Origin of the sequence: Pandoraea sp. NPDC090278 (assembly GCF_044772185.1) — a bacterium.
GTDB lineage: Bacteria > Pseudomonadota > Gammaproteobacteria > Burkholderiales > Burkholderiaceae > Pandoraea.
In genome coordinates, this window is record NZ_JBIVYJ010000002.1 from 493,440 (window position 1) to 512,452 (window position 19,013).

Sequence of the window (19,013 nt, forward strand, 5' to 3'; positions counted from 1 at the left end):
CTTGAGAGTTACGCGTCGACGCCAGTCGGGCGGGCTACGCCACGCCGACGCCGAGATAGCGGTCCTTGACGACCTCGTCGGCGAGAAACGCCGCGTTGTCTGCGCCATACACGATCACGCCCTGCTCGACGATGTAATGCCGGTCGGCGAGCTGCGTGCAAACTTCCAGATTCTGTTCGACGAGCAGGATGGCCACGCCCGCCTGCTTGATGAGCTTTAACTGCGCCACGATCTCTTCGACGATCACCGGCGCCAGCCCTTCGACGGGTTCGTCGAGCATGAGCAGACGGGGGTGATTCATCAGCGCGCGCCCGATGGCGAGCATCTGCTGTTCGCCGCCCGAGAGTTGTGCCCCGCCGTTCTTGCGACGCTCCTGCAAGCGCGGAAAGATGCGGTAGATGTCGGCGAGTTGCCACGGCGAATCGCGCCGTGCGCCCAGCTTCAGATTCTCTTCGACGGTGAGCAGTTTGAAGATGCCGCGATGCTCGGGCACGAAGCACACCCCACGCGCTGCGATGCGGTGCGCGGGCTGCCCGGCGACCGGCTTGCCCATGAAGGTGATGCTGCCCGCCTTGGGCGTGACCACTCCGGCGACAGTCTTGAGCGTCGTCGACTTGCCCGCACCGTTGCGACCCAGCAGCGTGACGAGTTCCCCGTCGCCGATCTGGAACGACACGCCTTGCAGGATGTGGCTCTTGCCGTAATAGCTGTGAACGCCTGCGACGTCGAGAATCATGCGCGGCCTCCCGTGATCATGTTGCCGAGATAGGCGGCGCGCACGCGGTCGTCGGCACGAATCGCATCCGGCTTGCCTTCGACGAGTACGCGCCCTTGCTGCATGACGGTGATCGTGTCGGAGATGTCCATCACGATGTTCATGTTGTGCTCGATGAGCACGACCGTGTGATCGTCGCGCAGGCCACGGATGAGCTGCTTCATGTCGTCGAGATCGTCGATGCCCATGCCGGATGTCGGCTCGTCCAGAAAGATCGCCTTGGGACGCGCGGCGAGCGCCATGCCGACTTCGAGACGTCGCTGCTGTCCGTGCGAGAGCAGGCCCGCTGCGGTGTCGGCGTGACGCGTGAGCGCGAGTCGCGTAAGCACGTCGTCAACAACGGCCGCGCAGGCGCGCGCGCCGTCAGCTTTGCGCCAGGACGACAGCGCCTGACGCGGCGTCACGCCCAGCGCGGCCAGACGCAGGTTCTCGCGTACCGACAGGTTCTGGAACAGCGCCGTCACCTGAAACGAGCGGGCGATGCCGCGCTGCACGCGACGGTAATCGGCTTCGGTCGTGACGTCGTGACCGTCGAACAGGATGCGTCCGCCCGAGACCGGCACGGTGCCTGTGAGCATGTGGAACAAGGTAGTCTTGCCCGCGCCGTTTGGACCGATCACGGAGTGCACCGTGCGCGGAGCGACGCGCAGATCGACCCCGTGCAGCGCGGTGAACTTGCCGTAACGTTTGACGATGCCCGAGGCTTCGATGAGAACGTCGCTCATGTCGGGTCTCCCTGCGTACTCTGTGTATCCAGTTTGCCGTTCGACGTACTGCGGCGGCCCGTGATGCGATACCACAGCGACTCGCCCACGCCCCACAAGCCGCGATGCATGAACAGACTCACGGCGATGAGCAGCAAGCCGAGGAGCAGCAGCCACCGCGGCCACAGCGTCGACAACCAGTCGGCAGCCAGCACGTAAAACGCTGCGCCCAGCACCGAAGCGAACAGATTGCCCGTGCCGCCGATCACCGTCATCACGAGGATCATCTCGCTTGTGTGGTACTCGATGTTGGATAGCGGTGCGATGCCCGTCATCAGCGCGTGCAGCGCGCCAGCCAGTGCCGTCACCGCGCCAGAGATAGCGAACGCCACGAGCTTGAACGTCTTCACGTGATAGCCGATGGCCGCCGCACGCGTTTCGTTATCGCGAATGGCCAACAGCGTGCGTCCGAACACCGAGTCCGCCACCCGCAGCAACCAGGCGAAGACGATCAGGAAGATGACCGCGACGAAGGTGTAGTACTGCCACGGCGTCTCCAGCGGGATCAGCGTCTTGCCGCCGATGGCCAGCGACTTGCGCGGAATGTCGAGCAGGCCGTTGTCGCCGCCCGTCCAGTCCGTGGCGGTATAGGCGAAGAAGTAGAACATCTGCGCGCACGCGAGCGTGAGCATCACGAAGTAGGTGCCCTTCTGCCGGATGGCGAAGCTGCCGACGAGGGCCGCTATCGTCGCACCCAGCACGATGGAGGCGACGATGGCCACGGGCATCGGCAACGACCAGCGCGTGAGCATGATGCCCAGCGTGTAGCTGCCCAGCCCGAAGAAGATGCCCTGACCGAAGGACAGCAGGCCGGTGTAGCCCAGCAGCAAGTTGCAGCCAAGGACGGCGAGCGCGTAGATCAGCACTTCAGTGGCCAGCGTCCCCGACGAGAGCGCGACCGGCAGGATCAGCGTGACGGCGGCGGCGAGCCACCAAAAACGGTAACGTACGAGCATCATCCCCTCCCGAGCAGGCCGTGCGGACGCATCAGCAGCACCGCTGCCATCGCCACGTAGATCATGAGACGCGCGCCTTCCGGCCAGATCGTGCTCATCAGACTCTGCACGATGCCGATCACGAGACCGCCCACCAGCGCCCCGGCGAAGCTGCCCATGCCGCCGATGACGACCACCACGAACGCAATGCCCAGCGCTTCGATGCCCATGAACGGTTCCACACCACGCACCGGTGCCGCCAGCACGCCCGCAAGTGCCGCTGTGCCTGCGCCCAGAGCAAACGCGAGACTGAACACGCGGAACACGTTGATGCCGAGCAAGGACACCATCTCCGACGACTCGCTGCCCGCGCGCACGGCGCTGCCCAGGCGCGTGCCTTCGAGCAACCACCAGAGCACGGCGGCGAACACGGCGGTGAAGCCGATGAGGAAGAGGCGGTACTTCGGATAGATGAAGTTGCCCCACATCACCACGCCGTCGAGGATTTCGGGCACGGCGACGTTATCGCCCAACGGCCCCCAGATGATGATGACGGCTTCTTGCACGACGAGTGCGAGGCCGACCGTCACGAGAATATGGAACTCGTGCGCTTTCTCGTAGATGTGCGAGAGCAGCACTTTCTCGGCAATCCACGCGAGCGCGCCCACGACGATGGGGCACACGATGAGGGCGAGCCAGAACGACATGCCCCATTGCAATGCCTGATAGCAGAAGTACGCGCCGAGGAGATAGAAGGCACCGTGCGCGAAGTTCACGAAGCGCAGCAGGCCGAAGATGATCGATAGGCCGACGGCGAGCAGGAAGTACAACATCCCGATCCCGACGCCGTTGATGACTTGGAGCAAGTAGACGTTCATGCGCGTCCCGGAGAGCTTTGGAGCAGACGTGGAACACCTTGTGCATACATTCGCTTCGCAAGCGGATGCAGCACAGACGACACATGCGGGGACGACGTGCGTCCCCGCGAGCGATACAGATTTCAGACCGTGCGAAAGAAGCGCGAAAGAAGCGCGAAAGAAGCGCGAAAGAAGCGCGACGGCGTCAGGCCATCTTGCACTCGGTCTTGTCGAGCGGCAGGAACGACTTCCCTGCACTCACGATGTCGGCATAGTCGTCGGCGTTCTTCATCTTCGCCTTCGCCTTGCCCTTGAGCAGGTAGTAGTTCTTGAGCACCTGATGGTCGCCCTTTCGAATCTCTTCCGGTCCGGTGAGACCGTCGTACTTCAGGCCTTCCATCGCCGCGATGACCGCCTTCGGATCGGCGCTCCCCGCTTTGACCATGCCGTCGAGCATGAGCTTGGTGCAGATGTACGACCCGGCAAGGCTGTAGTTCGGGTTCTGCTTGAAGCGGTCCTGCGTGCGCTTGACCAGATCGAGGTTCAGCGGCGAGGCCACGGCGTGCCAGTACTGCGCGCCGAAGTACACACCCTCGCACAGATCCGCGCCGAGCGTCTCGAACTGCTCCAGACCCGAGGCCCACGCCATCAGGATCGTGCAGTTCTTCTTCATGCCGAAGCTCACGGCCTGACGCAGCGTGTCGGACGACTGCGAGCCGAAGTTTAGGATCAGCAGCACGTCGGGCTTCGCAGCGGCGGCGTTCGTCAGATAGCCCGAGAACTCCTTTTCGGTGAGCGAGTGGTAGCTGTTGCCCACGTGCTCGATGCCCTTCTCCTTGAAGATGTTCTTCGCGGCGGTGAGCAACCCTTCGCCGAACACGTATTGCGGCGTGATCGTGTACCAGCGCTTGGCCTTCGGCATCGATTCGATGAGCGGACGCACCGTCTGCTCGATCGCACCGAAGGTCGGCACGGACCAGCGGAACGTGGCGTTGTTGCAGTCCTTGCCGGTGATTTCGTCGGCCCCGGCCGTGGTGATGAAGATGCCGCCCGCCTTCTCGGCTTCCTTGCCCATGGCGAGCGCTTCCGAGGAGAGAATGCCGCCCGCGAAGAAGCGAGCGCCCTTCTGTTGCGCGATTTCCTGCACGCGGCGAATCGCCGTTGCGGGTTTACCTTCGGTATCGAGCGTGGTGTAGGCGAGCGGACGGCCGAGCACTTTGCCGTACTGCTCGACGATGAGTTTCATGCCCAGATCGGCGAACTTGCCGTTGGCGGCGAACGGCCCCGACATGGGCACCGGACACGCCAGCTGAATGGCCCCGGTGCTTTGCGCGAACACGTCGCGAGCGGTGAATAGAGAGCCGGGCAGAGACGCCGCGGCGGCGAGCTTCAACAGTTCACGACGATTCAATTTGGTCTCCATTCGGGGAGCAATCGTTCATGGGGTCAAACGCCTTTTTTCCCTATCCGTCATATTTATTATGATAAATAGGATGGATTTGATCGTAGGTATAATGATTTTCCGTGTCAATCGGAAAAAATTCCGATCCGGGACAACCCGGAAAGCAAGACACGACGTGCGTTCACCGCTGCGGTGACGCATGTTTCAAGTGCGAACAGACTCCTGAGGCGCTACATGGCATTGGATGCACACACGGTGCGAGAGCCGTTGGAAATCAAACAGCAAAAGCGAGGCGATCTGGTCGCCGAAGCCATCAAGCGTCTGATCACGGAAGGCAATCTGTTGCCCGGCGATCGTCTGCCGCGCGAAGTCGAATTGCAGCAGATGTTCGGCGTGTCGAAGAGCACGATTCGCGAAGCGCTCAAGTCGCTCGAGGTGCAGGGACTCATCAAGGTGAGCACCGGGCCGTCGGGCGGTGGCATGGTCGTGGAAGTGCCGCTGGAGCGCACGTTCCAGCTCATGCAGAACTATCTCTTCTTCAAGGAAGTGAGCATCGACGACATCTATACGGTGCGTCAGTTGCTCGAACCCGAACTCGCCGCGGGTGCGGTGCCGCATCTGACCGAAGCCGATTTCGCGGCGCTCGAAAACAACATGTCGTGTTGCAGTCCGGCGTCGCACGACCGTCATGAGCTGCTGCGTCAGCGTCAGGCCGATGTCGACTTTCACGACATTCTCGCGGCCGCCAATCCCAACAGTTTCCTGCGCTTCACGTGCGAGCTCGTCAACGAGATGATTCGTCAGCTGATCGTGTTCGGTAACGAGACGCCGCGTCGCGAACACGAGAAGTTCGGCACGGCCAACGTCAACATCCACCGCGAGATTACGGACGCGGCGCGTGCAGGCGATGCCGAGCGCGTGCGCGAACTGATGCACTTCCACATGAAGGAGGCGCGCACTTATATCAAGCGGATGAACGGGAAGTTGCGTGGCCGTCTGATTCTCGATTCGGATATCGCCGACATGCAGCAGCGGGTGCGCTCGCAGTTGGGCGCGAATGCTGCGCCGGTACCGCGCCGAAAACCTGTGGTGAAGAAGGCCGCTACGAAGATGCCTGCGGTGAAGAAGACGACAGCGAAGAAGACAACAGCTAAGAAGACAACAACGAAGGCGACTGCGAAGAAGACGGCGGCGAAGTAGAGATTCAGACCAGCACCGCCGCCGGCTGCTGTTGCGTGCAGCAGTGAATGCCGCCCCCACGCCGGGCGACAGCGCGTAACGGCAACTGTACGACGCGTCGCTCGGGAAACGCTCGCTTCAAGATGTCGCGGGCATGTGAATCGGCCTTCGCGTCGCCGAAGGACGCCATCACCACACCGCCGTTCGGCAGGTAGAAGTTCACATACTCCGGCGCGAAGTCGGCATCGGTGGCGAGATCGACGGGCAGTGCATCAAAGTCGGGCGCGCGTAGCAGGCCGAGGTCGAAGTGCCGTCCCCGGGCGTCGCGCGCGAGGAGCAGCGCTTTCAGGTTTTCACGCATCTCCCGCGCTCGCTCGTCACCTCCCTCGGCACCCGTCGCCAGCAAAGCGCCGGGGCGCACGAAGCTCGCGATACCGTCGACATGCCCATCGGTGATCGTATCGAGCGCGGAGCCCGGCAGCCAGACGACTTTCGTCACCCCGAGCCAATGTCGAAACACCGCGTCGGCTTCGCTGCGCGTCAGTCCCGGGTTACGGTTCTGGTTGAGGATCGACGTCTCCGTCACGATCAGCGTGCCGTCACCGTCGACCAGCAACGATCCGCCTTCGGCCACGATGGGCGCGAGCGATGCTGTCATCGGCATTTTCTCGTCTAGCGCACTCGCTACACACTGCGCGACCTTCGCGTCGGCCTCGATGCATTGCATCCACGGCTTCCCCCAACCGTTGAAGTTCCAGCACAGCGCGTGCGGGGTGAGGGCGTCGTCGAGCAGGAACGTGGGGCCGGTGTCGCGCATCCAGTGATCGTCGACCGGCATAGGGTAGAGCGTGACGTTGTCGGGCAGGGCGCGGCGCGCTTCGCCCAGATGCGCCGAGTCGACGGCGATGCGAAGCGGCTCGAACAGGGCGATGGCGTGGGCGATGCGGGCCAGTTCGTCCATGAGTGGCTGGCGCTGCGCGCTTGAGATGACCGAACCACCCGGCCACGCCATCCAGCAAGCGGCGTGCGGATGCCACTCCGGCGGCATGCGCCAGTGGCCGATGGCGTTCTTGCCTGCTGCGAGAGGCTTTCCGGAAGATGCCGTCATGATTCGCGTCGCCGTGAGGGAAAGTGCCGCCAGTGTAGGCGGCGCACGCGCGCTGCGATTGCCCTCAGAGGGCTGACGGTTCCGCCAGATGGACGGTGAGGCGCTTGAGTGCACGCACCTGACGCAGCGCGACACGCAGATCGCCGGTCGAAATTAGGCCGATGCCTCCCTCGTCGTCGCCGAGCGGCTGACCGTCGCGTTCGTAGACGACCAGCGCGCCAACGCCAATCGACGTGTTGTACAGCTCATGCCACGAGAACATAACGGTGTAGCCGTCCGCGCCCTGAGCGAGCACATACGCCCGCGTAAAGTCGCGCGCCTGTGGCAGTCGCCACTGCGCGACGTCGAGCAGTGCCGTGAGCCGTACGCCCTTGTACTCATTCGCGCTGCGCACCTTGCGACCGGACAGACAGACGACGTCGAGCGGCCCGGTCAACTGCGTGGGCAGGCGCATGAGCGCGCACAGATCGAAGGAGTGACGGCGCTTGACACTGCCCGAGACGACGACTTCGTGCGACGTGTGCAATGCCGTCGCGGAAGGTGCGGGACTGACGAGCGTGAGAGGTGCGCCGGTACTGGCGAGGCGTGCGTCCGGCGCCGCGCCGAGGTTCGCGCGCAAGGGGTCGATGGGCATGTTGGGTTCGGTGTGTCGGCCTGGGGGAGCCGGTCGCTTCAATATAGCGGCCGACCCCGGCGTAGACATACGAAGTCGCTGATAGCGTCTATTCGCGACGCAAAAGCGCGAAAAAAAGCGGGGCCGAAGCAGGCCCCGCATATGCTCGCTGCTGCCGATGAGCGTCGCGCACCGCGACGCCCACAAGCATCAATCGTCGCTCAACTGCCGTAGCGGGCAGGGCGCGTCGCTACGGTCTTACCGGTATGACGTGCGGCTACCTCCGCCAGCGTGGCGCGTGCTTCCTGCACGTCCGCCAACGTCTCGCCGCCTTGCAGGGCGTCGAGTGCATCGCGCAGCACGGTCATGCATTCGGTGTCGCTCAGCGCGTCCGGTGCGTTGCCTCCGCCCAGACGCAACAGACTGTGCGCGGCGCGCAGCGTCAACATGGGCGAGGCTTGTGCTCGTGCGATTTGCAACGCATGTTCGAGCCACGGACGGATCGCGTCGTCGGCGTGATGTCCCGCACGCAGGAAGTTTCCCTTCTGACGCAGGAACTCCGCCTGCCAGTGCCCGTCGCTGCGACGCGCCGACAAGTGCGCGCCGCGCTCTGCTGCATGCAAACCGAGCGCGATATCGCCGGTGCCCGCACACGCTTCGACGAGCAGGCCGAAGAACATCCCTTCGACGCCACCCATGGTCTCGCTGAGCCGACCGACGCTGTCGGTAATGCGCTCCAGTCCGTTCACATCGCCGCGCGATGCAAGCGCCCACCCGCGAATCGTCTGCCCGGCGAGCGCCCAGAGGGCTACGCCGATCTCGGACGCGACTTCGGTCGCCTCGCTAGCCAGTGCTTCGGCAGGCGCGACTTCGCGGCGCAGGCGTCGCAGCATCGCCGCGAACACCAGCGCAAAGGCGAACGAGTAACGGCGGCCCTGCTGACGTCCCATCGCCAGCGCTTCTTCGCTCGCGGCGAGCGACGCGTCGTGACGTCCCGTGAACCAGTAAGCCCAGGAGAGGAACGACAGGCCCGTGATGCGCGCGTCTTCTCCAAGGCCGGTGTCGGCGTGTTCGGGGCGGTAATGCGCCAGACCGGTTTCCAGCGCCGTGATGGCCCCGCCGAAGTCGCCGTGGCAGCACAGGCTGTTGCCCAGCGCGTAGTACGCGTGCGCGAGCAGCGGCGAGGCATCGGCCTGCTCGGCAATGAGGATGAGCTTGCGCGCCAGTTCGGTGCTGCGCTCGAAGTCGCTCCACGAACTGGAGCCGAGCCACAGTCCCCAGTACACGGGGAAGAGCGTGACGTCGTCGCCCATCGGCTGTGCCAGCGCCAGTGCCGTCTCGAAGTTGTGACGTGCAGGCTCCGAGCCGTAACCGTGCAGGGAGACGAGCGGCACGCCCATCGCCATGCGCAGTTGCAGTTCGCGCGGCGCGGTCTGTGCGCTGGTGCCCGTCTGACGCAGCACGTCGAGCGCGCTCTGATAGTGCGCACACGCCTCACGGAACGCCTGACGGCCGGTCGCATACTCGCCCGCGAGGCGATAGTGCTCGATGGCGGCGTCGGGTTCGTCGGCCTGACGGAAGTGCCACGCGAGCACTTCGGGTTCGGTCTGAACGGCGGCGTGATCGCGCATCGCCAGCGCAATGCGGCGGTGTGCGTCTTGTCGGCGCTCTTGCGGTTGAGCGTCGTACGCGGCTTTATGCAGCAGTGCGTGACGGAAGACGTAGCGTCCGAGATCCTGACGCTGCACGAGGGCGCAGGCGACGAGCGTGTCCAGCGCGCGCTCGACGAGCGCCATCGAACGGCCGCTCGCGGCGGCCAGCAATTCCGCGTGGAACTCATGGCCGAGGCACGACGCGAAGTGCGCCACGGGCTTGGCACTGCCCGCTGCGTCGATGCGCGCCATCATCAATTCCTGAAGGCTCGCAGGCATCGGCATGGTGTTCGCAGCGTTGCGTCCGCCTTGTTGCGCGGCCGTCGCGCGTGCCAGTTCCTGAAGGAACAGCGGCACGCCTTCGGCCAGATGCACGATGCGCTCGCGCATGGCGGCAGGCAGGGCGACGCGCGGCGTAGCGGCCCGCACGATGGACGCTGCGGCGCCCGCGTCGAGCGGTGCGAGATCGATGCGGCGAAGTCCGACGGTATGTCGCCAGGGCAACTCGAATTCCGGGCGCGCGCCGACGATCAGCAAGCGCCCGCCCGGCGCATTCTCCGCCATCACGGCGAGCAATTCCTGCGTGGACGGATCGGCCCAGTGCGCATCGTCGAGCGTGATGACGCCGCCGTCCGGCAACAGCGCAGCGAGCAGCGTCGGTGCTTCGTTGAGCACGGCCTGCTTCCACGCATGCGGCACGTTGCCGTCGGCATGCATGTCGAACAGGGCGCGCAGACGCCTCAGGGCGAGCAGCGCGGGTTGCGGCAATTGCGAAGCCTCAACCGTCGACTGGGCACGCAGCCAACGCGCAATCGGATGGAACGGCGTGCCTGCGCCGTCCTGTGCACAGGCGAGATCGATGGAGCGCAGACCGCCCGTCTCGACGAAGTGACGCACGAGTGCTGTCTTGCCGATGCCCGCTTCGCCGATGACCAGTGCCAGCACACCGTGGCCGGTGCTGGCGTCACGCATGGCCGCATGGGCGGCGGCGAGTTCGGCCAGTGCAGCGTCGCGGCCGAAGAGCGTGGCGGCGCGGCGGCGCGAACGACGCTCGGGCGTGGGATCGGGATTGACGCGGAAGACCGGAATCTCGCGATTGCCGTGACGCTCGCGCACGCTGCCGTGTGCCGTCGTGGCGATGGCGACGCCGATGAGGCGCTGCGTGGCGTCGCAGATCACGACTTCGCCGGGCAGTGCCATGTCGGCGAGCTGCGTGGCCGAGCGCGAGACGCGACCGCCCGTGTCAGGGCTGTCGTCGGCCGCCGAGCTGATCACGAGACCGGTGTGCACGCCCACACCGATGCCGACGCGTACGGTGCTCGCCTGCACGCAGCGCATGGCGGCTTCAACGGCATGACGTCCTGCACCTTCCAGTGCCGTGGGGTAGCCGAAGTAGCCGAGCAGGCCACCGGTCGGGGTGCGCAACGTGTAGCCCCACGACTGGCGCAGGATCGTCTCGCACTGCACGAGGGGCGGGCGCATCATCGCGACAAGCTGGTCGGGATCGTCCACGCCGTTGGGTGCGAGTTCGATCGCGACGACGGTGATCTGACGACGCTCGGGGCCGGTCGCGCGTTGTTCCATGCGCGCGGGCGGCGTCTCCAGCAGTTGCGTCAGCGCGTCGCCGGGCAACTCGCCGAGTTCTTCATGGAGGATGTCGCACAGACGGCGGTATTCCGCCTCGGCATCGTCGCGACGTCCGGCGCGCAGCAGCAGCGCGATCAGGCAATGCCAGCCGGTTTCGTCGAAGGGCGCCAGCGCCACGAGCTGACGCGCGTGGGCCAGCGCCTGATCGAGATCGCCCAGACGTGCGTAACCGTCCGCAAGCAGGCGTTCACCGAAGACACGGCGGCGCTGATATTCATCGCGCTGGAGTTCGATCCACTGTTCGAGATCGGGCGTGTCGCGCACCGAGAGACCGTGAAGGAACGGTCCCTGATACAGCGCGACGGCGTCCGCCAGATGCTGGAGGTGCGCCGCGAGATCGAGCCCGGTGACGGCGTCGAGCGTACGGTTCGCCTGCTCGATCATGCTCGCGAAGACATGCGCGTCGATCCACAGCCCGGTTTCCGGACGCAGACGCACGACCTGACGATCGGATTCGAAGAGTTCGTCGCCGAGGGTGTCGCGCAGATGGAACAGCATGCGCTTGAGCTTGTCGCGACCGCCCTGACCGTCTTCGTCGGGCCAGAAGAGATCGGCCAGCGCGCCGCGTGTGTGATAGCCCGGTTGCAGGGCGAGATAGGCGAGCAGGCCGCGCGCTTTCGTGTATTTCACGGCGCATGCCTGTTTGCCTTGTTCGACCCGCATCGGTCCGAGCAAGAAGAGCGATCTGTTGGCTTGCATTGTCCTTGGACGGCAAATAAGCAAAACCGGCGGGGCCGCGAGGGCATGCGCCGGTATTGCGAATTTCATGATGTCATCCCGTCGGCATGCCAACGAGACGCCAAGGCCGTTCCGGGGGGGCTCCGGCCGAATGCTTTAGGTATTACATTCCGAAGTATAAACAGGTGTCTTAATTCCGTCGGAAATACCTTAAAGAATCGTTCTGGATGCCCCGGAGTGTCATGCGCGCGCCACGGTGATGTGCCGGGGTGTCCGGAACCCTCAGGCGGGCGCTTGCCAGATGGTCGCATCGGCGGCGTCGATGCGCTTGGGCAGCAGCCCCGCCTGTGTGAAGACGTCCGCAATGCGCTGCTGCTCGGCGACGGCGTCGCGCACGACTGGCTGCACGTCGTAGCTGCGGCGCTTGTTGGCGGCTTCCACTGTGGCGACATCGAGCCCCCACACCGGCGACAACTGGGCCGCCGCTTCGCGCGGGTTGGTGCGTACCCACTGACCGGTCTCGCGCAAGGTGCGATAGACGTCGCGCAGCACGGCGTCGTGATCGCGCGCGAAGGCGGGCGTGGCGAGGTAGTAGCGCTGATAGCCTGCCAGTCCGCGTGCGGTGGTCAGGGTGCGCACCTTGTCCTGACGCTCGACGCTCGCGAGGAACGGATCCCACGTCACCCAGGCGTCGACATTGCCGCTGGCGAACGCCGCACGGCCGTCCGCCGGTGTGAGATAGGCGGGCTGCACATCGTTGATTCGCAGACCAACGCTTTGCAATGCTGCGATGAGCAGATAGTGCACGCCCGCGCCCTTCGTTACGGCGATGCGCTTTCCCTTGAGATCCGAAAGCGTTTTGATGGGTGAGTTCTGCGGGACGAGAATCGCTTCGGCGTCCGGCGACGGGGTCTCGCGCGCGACATAGGCGATGCGTGCCCCCGCCGCCTGGGCAAACACCGGCACCGTGTCCGCGACGTCGGCCGAGAAGTCGATGCTGCCCACGTTGAGCGCTTCGAGCAGCGGCAGCCCGCTTGTGAATTCGTGCCACGTCAGCGTGACGTTGTGGGGGGCCAGCGCCTGCGCCAGCGTGCCGCGCGCCTTGGCGAGCACGATGAGTGTCGACGACTTCTGATAACCGATGCGCAGCGTGAGCGGGGCGTTGGCCGCGCGTGTCTGACCGCTATGCGTCAGAACACCGGCCGCCCCCGCGATGCCAAGCGCGTTGAGCGCACCGCCCGCGAGCATCGCGGTGCCCGCGCGCTGAAGGAAGCGTCGGCGCGCAGGCGGCGACGAAAGAGAGGTGTCGTCGGTGTTGCCGGGGTCGTCGAGGGCAAGGCGAGCGGAATCGGGCTGGCGAGTCATGAGCGATGCTAGGTGAGAGCGGTGAGCGGGAGCGCCGTGAACGTGCACAGGAATGTGAACGACGGGACAGGGCGATAGCGCAACATGCGGCGCGCTGCGTCGTCGTCACTTGTATCGCGACGGATCGCGCATACGCCAATAAGCGATTCGGCTTTGCTTAGCGTTGTCGTTGTCATATCGATAGCGGCTGATGCGCTCTCCATCCGGCCGCGCACGAAAACACCCTCGAACACGTCGATATCGACAGTCAAAACCGCCGCAATGCCCGTCAAGCCTGCAAATTGCGCGAAAGTTCCGCTTTCGTTGCGTCTTCGCCCTTAGTGAAAACCCTGTGTTTCATGTGGGCGAAGTGGCCAATAGCGATTGCAGGTCGACGAAGCAATCTGAATGCTTTCATCGCCTTACCGCGTACTCGCACCGACATGGTGCGAACGTGTTACGACGTATTACAAAAAACCGAGTGATTTCAGTGAGTTACCGCAACCTGCGTGTCTTGTAATGAAAATCATTCCTATTTATATTCGCGCCCCAGATCACTCCTGTGACGTCGTGCCGTCGAGCACGCATTTGTACGCATTCGTACTCACTCGTTCCGTCGTACTTTCAATCACCATGATGCAACGCAAGCCGCTGGCTCTGGCGATGATGGCGATCTTCGCCACGCCGCTCGCCGTTACCTACGCCCCGAATGCGATGTCGCAAAGCACCGCACCGAACGCGCCCGTCACCAATTCTGCGACTCCGGCGGCCACACCCGCCGCACCTGCTGCCTCCGCACCCGCGGCGGCACTGCCGCAGACGGAGGTCTCCGGCACGTCGATTCGCGAAGAGTACATGCGCGACATGTCGACGGTCGGCGGCAAAGTGCCCACAGCGATCCGCGACATTCCGCAAACGGTCACGGTCATCGACAAGGCGGTCATGCAGGCGCAGGGTGCGACGTCGTTCGCCGACGCGTTGCGCAACTCCCCCGCGATTACGCTGGGCGGCGCTGAGGGCGGGCAGATCGGCAACAACATCAACCTGCGTGGCTTCAACGCGCGGACGGACATCTATCTCGACGGCTTCCGCGACCGGGGTCAGTACTATCGCGACACATTCGATCTGGACGCCATCGAAGTGCTTGAAGGCCCGTCGTCGATGCTCTTCGGGCGCGGATCGACCGGGGGCGTGATCAATCAGGTGAGCAAGCAGGCAAACCTCAAGCCGTTGAACGAAGTGTCGGGCACGATCGGGACGAACGACCGGTATCGCGGCTCGTTCGACTTCAATCATCCGCTCTCGGACACGGCCGCCTTCCGTATCAACGGCTTCGGTCAGGACATCCACACCACGCGCGACGTGCTGTACAACCAGGACTGGGGCGTCGCGCCGACGCTCAAGCTCGGTATCGGCACGCCCACGGAAATCACGCTTTCCGCGCTGGTCCAGCATAACCGCGACATGCCGGACTACGGCACCGTTGGCTTCAACGGCAACCCGCTGCCCATTCCGAAGAACCAGTTTTACGGGCTGACGACCGACCGCACCGTGCAGGACGTCGTGAGTGTCACGGCCAAGATCGAGCACAAGGTCGACGACAGCCTGAAGATCACGAACCAGACGAACTACAGCCGCTATTCGATCGATGCGATCGAAACGTCGGCACACGCGGTGGGTATCTCCAACGGTAAGGGCGGTTTTACGACGCTGCCGACCGGGCCGACGCCGGGACTGCCGTCGTACTCGCTCGATCAGCTCTCCGTCCAGCTGCAAAGCCACGACCGTCAGATCACCGACACGGCGTTGTTCAACCAGACCGACGTGGTGAAGAAGTTCGACACGGGACCGATCAAACACACGCTGATCGCCGGTGCGGAACTGGGCCGTGACACGTACGAGAATCAGACATATCTGCGCACGGGCGCGGGGCAGGCGTCGGGCTTCCTTGGCTGGATTCCGGCGAACAGCACGGCGTACCTCGCCAGCCTGCCGAACGTTACGACGTCGACCGGCAACCTCGCACAAGGCTCGGCGGAGACGGTGGCGTTCTACGCGAACGACACGATCGAACTGAACAAGCAGTGGAAGATCATCGTCGGTCTTCGCTGGGATCGCTACAAGGCGCAGCTCTCGAACACGATCAGCGCACCGGGTTATGCGACGCAGACCGTCAATTACACGAGCGTGCGCACGGGCGTGATTTATCAGCCGAGCGAAGCGCAGTCGTATTACTTCTCGTACGGCACGTCGTTCAATCCGGCGCTTGAGACGCTGACCGTCACCAACAACACGCAGGCGTTGCCGCCGGAGACGAACGAGTCGTTCGAAGTCGGCAGCAAATGGAATCTGTTCGACGACAACCTCTCGATCAGCACGGCGCTGTTCCAGGTCACGAAGAACAACGCACGCACGCAGACCGGCACGACGGGCGAGTACAGCGATGCGGGCAAGGTGCGCATTCGCGGTGCGGAAGTGAGCGCGACGGGGCACATCACGTCGAACTGGCAAGTGATGGGCGGCTACATGTTCCTGAACTCGCAGGTCGTGCAGGCCAACGACGGTACGCAGGGCAACGTGCTGGCGAACACGCCGCGTCACTCGCTCACGCTGTGGTCGACGTACACGCTCGGCCACTGGGAAGTGGGCGGCGGCATGAACTACATGTCGATGCGCTACGCAGCGAACACCAACCTGATTCGGGTGGGCGGCTACACGCGCTGGGATGCCACTGTGGCCTACCATCAGCCGAAGTACGACATCCGCTTCAACCTGCTCAACGTGTTCAACAAGACGTATTGGGACGGGCTGATTCAGTCGGACGGCGGCCGCGCAACGCCAGGAATCGGCCGCACGGCGCTGCTCACGGGGACCTATCGATTCTGACGCTTCTGAGGCTTCAGAGCGTTGCCCGAGGGGACTTCGGGGTGGCCTGAGCGCTGAGCGAAGCGCCATCCCACGCCCCACAAAATGACGCACAATACAAGGCGCGAACCGGCATCACTGGCCGGATTCGGGCCTTGTGCTTTCTTCGAAGGACGCCGCCCATGCAGCTCCGAATACCGAATGTCCTCACCGCCGATCAGGTCCGTTGGGTCCGTAGCAAGCTCGACAACGCGGGCGACGCCTGGGTCGACGGCCTTGCCACGGCGGGGTATCAGGGCGCACCCGTCAAACAGAACCAGCAGATCGACGAGCGTTCGCCCGTCGCCCGCGAACTCGGCGACATGATTCTCGCTGCGCTGGAGCGCAATCCCTTGTTCATCAGTGCCGCGCTGCCGAACAAGGTCTACGCGCCGATGTTCAACCGTTACGGCGAAGGCATGCACTTCGGCAACCACGTGGACGGCGCGATCCGTCTGCAACCGGGCAGCGGCATGCGCATCCGCACCGACATCTCCGCCACACTGTTTCTCGCGTCGCCGGACGAATACGACGGCGGTGAACTCGTCATCGAGGATCAGTACGGGGCACATCAGGTGAAGCTCGCGGCAGGGGACATGGTGCTGTACCCGGCGACCAGCCTGCATCGTGTCAATCCGATTACGCGCGGTGTACGCGTGGGGTGCTTCTTCTGGGTGCAGAGTCTCGTGCGCGACGACACGCAGCGCACTTTGCTCTTCGACATGGATAACGCCATTCAGCGTCTGAACACGACGGACGCGGACGAGACGGCGCGTCGCACGCTCGTGGGCTGTTATCACAACCTGCTGCGGGTCTGGAGCGAGACTTAAGCGAAAACCGAACGAAAAAAACGCCCGATCCCCGGTTAAGGGATCGGGCGTTTCACAACATGCCGGGCGTTCGCGCCCGGCGGCGCTGGCCTCGCGCTTATTGTGCCTGACCGGCAGGTGCCGGGGTCGGTGCGGGAGCCGGAGCGCCCTTGTGCATCTGGCCGCGATGCTGCATCGCCTTGTCATGCCAGGCCTTCATCTTCGCCCAGCGTGCCTTGATGGCATTGCTCACAAGCACCTTCTGGTCGTTATTCAGGCCGTTATACACGTTCAGCCACGCATCTTCGGTCTGGCTGCGAAGCTGGCGGTTCTGATCGAACACCTTCTCGCGGGCGGCACGCATGCCGGCCAGATCGAGCACCTGCTGGTCCTTCGCTTGGCCGATCATCTGACGGAATTGCTCGCCGTTCTTACGCATGGCGTCGCGATTCTGCTTCGACGTGGCGACCGCTTGCTGCCAGGCCTGTTCCTGTTGCGCGTTGAGCTTCAGTTGGTCGTGCAGCTTGCTGATGTTACCCAGCCCCCAGGGGCCGTGGTCGCCGCGCATGTGATGCATGGCGGCGTGCGGTCCGGTGGCCGGCGCAGGGGTGTCCGCGGCATGGGCGACGCCGAACATCGCGGTGGCGGCAACGATTGCCGACGCGGCGGCGATCTTCAGTTTGCGCATGGTGTTGACTCCTTTTGATACTGCCGGAATTGGCAGTTTCAGAGTAAGTCATCAGTGAACCTAACAAGTTGCAAAGTGCAACGGCTGTATTACTCAGCGTTACCAGCGCCCGTGTTTGCAACATTCCGAAACGACTCGGCCCGCCATTGCCGGGGTCGGCAAGGGCGGGCCGTGCTGACGAAACGCGTGACCTGTCACACGTCGTCTGGTTCCCGAGGGGGACGCCTTCGCGCCTTTCGGTTCCTTGCGGATCAGTCCCAGGCGCCGCGACCACCCGACACGCTGTAACGACCAGCGCCGAAGAGGATCACGCACAGACCCATGAACAGATAGAAGCCTTGCAATTCCAGTGCCCAACCGCCGGTCTTCGACAGATCGCCCAGTTGGCTCAGGTGAACCAGCGAGAACGCGACGAGCATGTTGCCCACGACGAGCAGACCACCCAGACGGGTGAGCACGCCGAGAATCAGCAGAACCGGGGCGAGGACTTCACCCAGATATGCGCCATAGGCGAGAAACGCTGGCAGACCGTGCGACGTAATCATGCCCTCGATAAACCCGACACCGTTGATGACTTTGCTGACGCCGTGAAACAACAACAGGATGCCGAGGGTGAGGCGCAAGACTAGTTTGCCGAGATCGTCTCTGGTGCTCTGCATGGTGAAGGCTCCTTCTTGACTCGCTTGTTCGCGTAAGGGGGCTGACAGACAACGGAGTGGCGCGCCCCTTCGATGTCTTCAATGTCGGGACAGGTGGGGCGTACCGGCCAAATGGGCACCACTGTATCAAAACGTTACGGCGCTGTCTGCGGGTGTCCCAACGATTTCATGGACATAGCGAAAGCGGACCCCGTCACCGCGATTACACGTCGTTACTTTTCGGACTGCCGCGTTACACGACGGCTGTCGGCGAGCCGTCTTCGGGCTTCGTTATTACGGTCAAGGACGCAGCAAATCGCCGGTAATTCCGCCGGCAGGTGCGATCCCCCCGTCGAGTCTCCGACGAAGCAAAACGCCCTAAGGCATAAGGATTCCATCATGAACGTCCGTAAAACTCTGATTCTGAGCGCTGTGACCGTGGCTTTCGGTGGCGTGTTCGCCTCGCAGGCGTTCGCCCAGGGCACCGCGTCCGAAACGGCGCGCGACATCAATCAGCAGCAACGCATCGAGAACGGCCTGAAGAGCGGCCAGTTGACGACCAAGGAAGCGTCGAGCCTGGAGAAGGGCGAAGCGAAGATCGACAAGATGCAGGCTCACGCCGATCACACCGGTGACACCGCCGCGCAGAAGGCCCGCATCGCCAACGCGCAGAACAAGGAAAGCGCAAAGATCGGTCAGCTCAAGCACAACGACCGGGTGGCGAATCCGACGTCGAAGTCGTCCGAGCGCCTGCAGTCGGACGTGCAGCGTAACGTCAATCAGGAGAAGCGCATCGCCCAGGGGCAAGCGGCGGGGACGTTGAACAACAAGCAGGTCGGTAGCCTCGAGAAGGGCCAGGCGCATGTCGACGCCGCCGAAGCACACGCCGCCAAGAACGGCCACGTGAGCGCAGGTGAGCAGTCCGGTGTTCAACATCGCGAGAACCATCAGAGCCAGCGTATTCATCAGGACAAGACGAACGGCTAAGCGCTCTGCATCGGGCGTCCTTCAGTCGTCCTG

15 protein-coding genes are annotated in these 19,013 nt (G+C 63.8%); 4 read left to right on the top strand and 11 right to left on the bottom strand.

Annotation, left to right across the window (positions count from 1 at the left end; all coding sequences use genetic code 11):
* Positions 1-34: 34 nt before the first annotated feature.
* From ACIQWO_RS10530 to ACIQWO_RS10550, 5 genes are all read right to left on the bottom strand, one after another.
* Positions 35-736: an ABC transporter ATP-binding protein gene (locus tag ACIQWO_RS10530; protein WP_150575063.1), complete on the bottom strand. Its 702-nt coding sequence runs from the start codon at positions 734-736 to the stop codon at positions 35-37.
* Positions 733-1,500, bottom strand: a complete 768-nt coding sequence (locus ACIQWO_RS10535) for an ABC transporter ATP-binding protein (RefSeq protein ID WP_402822953.1) — start codon at positions 1,498-1,500, stop codon at positions 733-735. The genes ACIQWO_RS10530 and ACIQWO_RS10535 overlap by 4 nt, the downstream gene beginning before the upstream one ends.
* Entirely contained in the window at positions 1,497-2,495 is a 999-nt protein-coding gene (locus ACIQWO_RS10540; RefSeq protein ID WP_402823916.1) for a branched-chain amino acid ABC transporter permease, read from the bottom strand. Before ACIQWO_RS10540 ends, ACIQWO_RS10535 begins: the two co-directional genes overlap by 4 nt.
* Positions 2,495-3,352, bottom strand: a complete 858-nt coding sequence (locus ACIQWO_RS10545; RefSeq protein WP_402822956.1) for a branched-chain amino acid ABC transporter permease — start codon at positions 3,350-3,352, stop codon at positions 2,495-2,497. Before ACIQWO_RS10545 ends, ACIQWO_RS10540 begins: the two co-directional genes overlap by 1 nt.
* Positions 3,353-3,536: 184 nt before the next feature.
* Positions 3,537-4,742, bottom strand: coding sequence for an ABC transporter substrate-binding protein (locus ACIQWO_RS10550; protein WP_402822959.1), 1,206 nt, complete (start codon positions 4,740-4,742; stop codon positions 3,537-3,539).
* A gap of 225 nt (positions 4,743-4,967) precedes the next feature.
* On the opposite strand from ACIQWO_RS10550, the gene ACIQWO_RS10555 reads away from it, so the two are divergent.
* Positions 4,968-5,933, top strand: a complete 966-nt coding sequence (locus ACIQWO_RS10555; protein ID WP_402822962.1) for a FadR/GntR family transcriptional regulator — start codon at positions 4,968-4,970, stop codon at positions 5,931-5,933.
* A 4-nt stretch (positions 5,934-5,937) separates the two neighbouring features.
* Here the strand turns inward: ACIQWO_RS10555 and ACIQWO_RS10560 are convergent, their stop codons facing one another.
* The 4 genes from ACIQWO_RS10560 to ACIQWO_RS10575 form a co-directional block, all read right to left on the bottom strand.
* Complete coding sequence (locus ACIQWO_RS10560) at positions 5,938-7,020, bottom strand: agmatine/peptidylarginine deiminase (protein WP_402822965.1); 1,083 nt, start codon at positions 7,018-7,020, stop codon at positions 5,938-5,940.
* A gap of 64 nt (positions 7,021-7,084) precedes the next feature.
* Complete coding sequence (locus tag ACIQWO_RS10565) at positions 7,085-7,654, bottom strand: molybdopterin-dependent oxidoreductase (protein WP_402822968.1); 570 nt, start codon at positions 7,652-7,654, stop codon at positions 7,085-7,087.
* A 200-nt stretch (positions 7,655-7,854) separates the two neighbouring features.
* Positions 7,855-11,562, bottom strand: a complete 3,708-nt coding sequence (locus tag ACIQWO_RS10570) for a BTAD domain-containing putative transcriptional regulator (RefSeq protein ID WP_402822971.1) — start codon at positions 11,560-11,562, stop codon at positions 7,855-7,857.
* Positions 11,563-11,892: 330 nt separating this feature from the next.
* The gene (locus ACIQWO_RS10575) at positions 11,893-12,858 is read right to left on the bottom strand and encodes an aliphatic sulfonate ABC transporter substrate-binding protein (protein ID WP_402823919.1); all 966 of its coding nucleotides are present in this window, start codon (positions 12,856-12,858) and stop codon (positions 11,893-11,895) included.
* A 729-nt stretch (positions 12,859-13,587) separates the two neighbouring features.
* Between ACIQWO_RS10575 and ACIQWO_RS10580 the strand changes: the two genes are divergently transcribed.
* Together ACIQWO_RS10580 and ACIQWO_RS10585 are read left to right on the top strand one after the other, a co-directional pair.
* Entirely contained in the window at positions 13,588-15,840 is a 2,253-nt protein-coding gene (locus ACIQWO_RS10580; RefSeq protein ID WP_402822974.1) for a TonB-dependent receptor, read from the top strand.
* A 161-nt stretch (positions 15,841-16,001) separates the two neighbouring features.
* Entirely contained in the window at positions 16,002-16,688 is a 687-nt protein-coding gene (locus ACIQWO_RS10585; protein WP_402822977.1) for a Fe2+-dependent dioxygenase, read from the top strand.
* A 97-nt stretch (positions 16,689-16,785) separates the two neighbouring features.
* On the opposite strand, the gene ACIQWO_RS10590 is transcribed toward ACIQWO_RS10585, so the two are convergent.
* Both ACIQWO_RS10590 and ACIQWO_RS10595 read right to left on the bottom strand, forming a co-directional pair.
* Positions 16,786-17,355 carry a periplasmic heavy metal sensor gene (locus ACIQWO_RS10590; protein ID WP_150663844.1) on the bottom strand — a complete coding sequence of 190 codons (570 nt, stop codon included), beginning with the start codon at positions 17,353-17,355 and terminating at the stop codon, positions 16,786-16,788.
* Positions 17,356-17,606: 251 nt separating this feature from the next.
* A complete protein-coding gene (locus ACIQWO_RS10595) occupies positions 17,607-18,014 on the bottom strand; it encodes a DoxX family protein (RefSeq protein ID WP_402822981.1) in 408 nt (135 codons plus the stop codon).
* 378 nt (positions 18,015-18,392) lie between these two features.
* On the opposite strand from ACIQWO_RS10595, the gene ACIQWO_RS10600 reads away from it, so the two are divergent.
* On the top strand, positions 18,393-18,980 hold the full coding sequence (locus ACIQWO_RS10600) for a hypothetical protein (RefSeq protein WP_402822984.1): 588 nt from the start codon (positions 18,393-18,395) through the stop codon (positions 18,978-18,980).
* Positions 18,981-19,013: the final 33 nt, after the last annotated feature.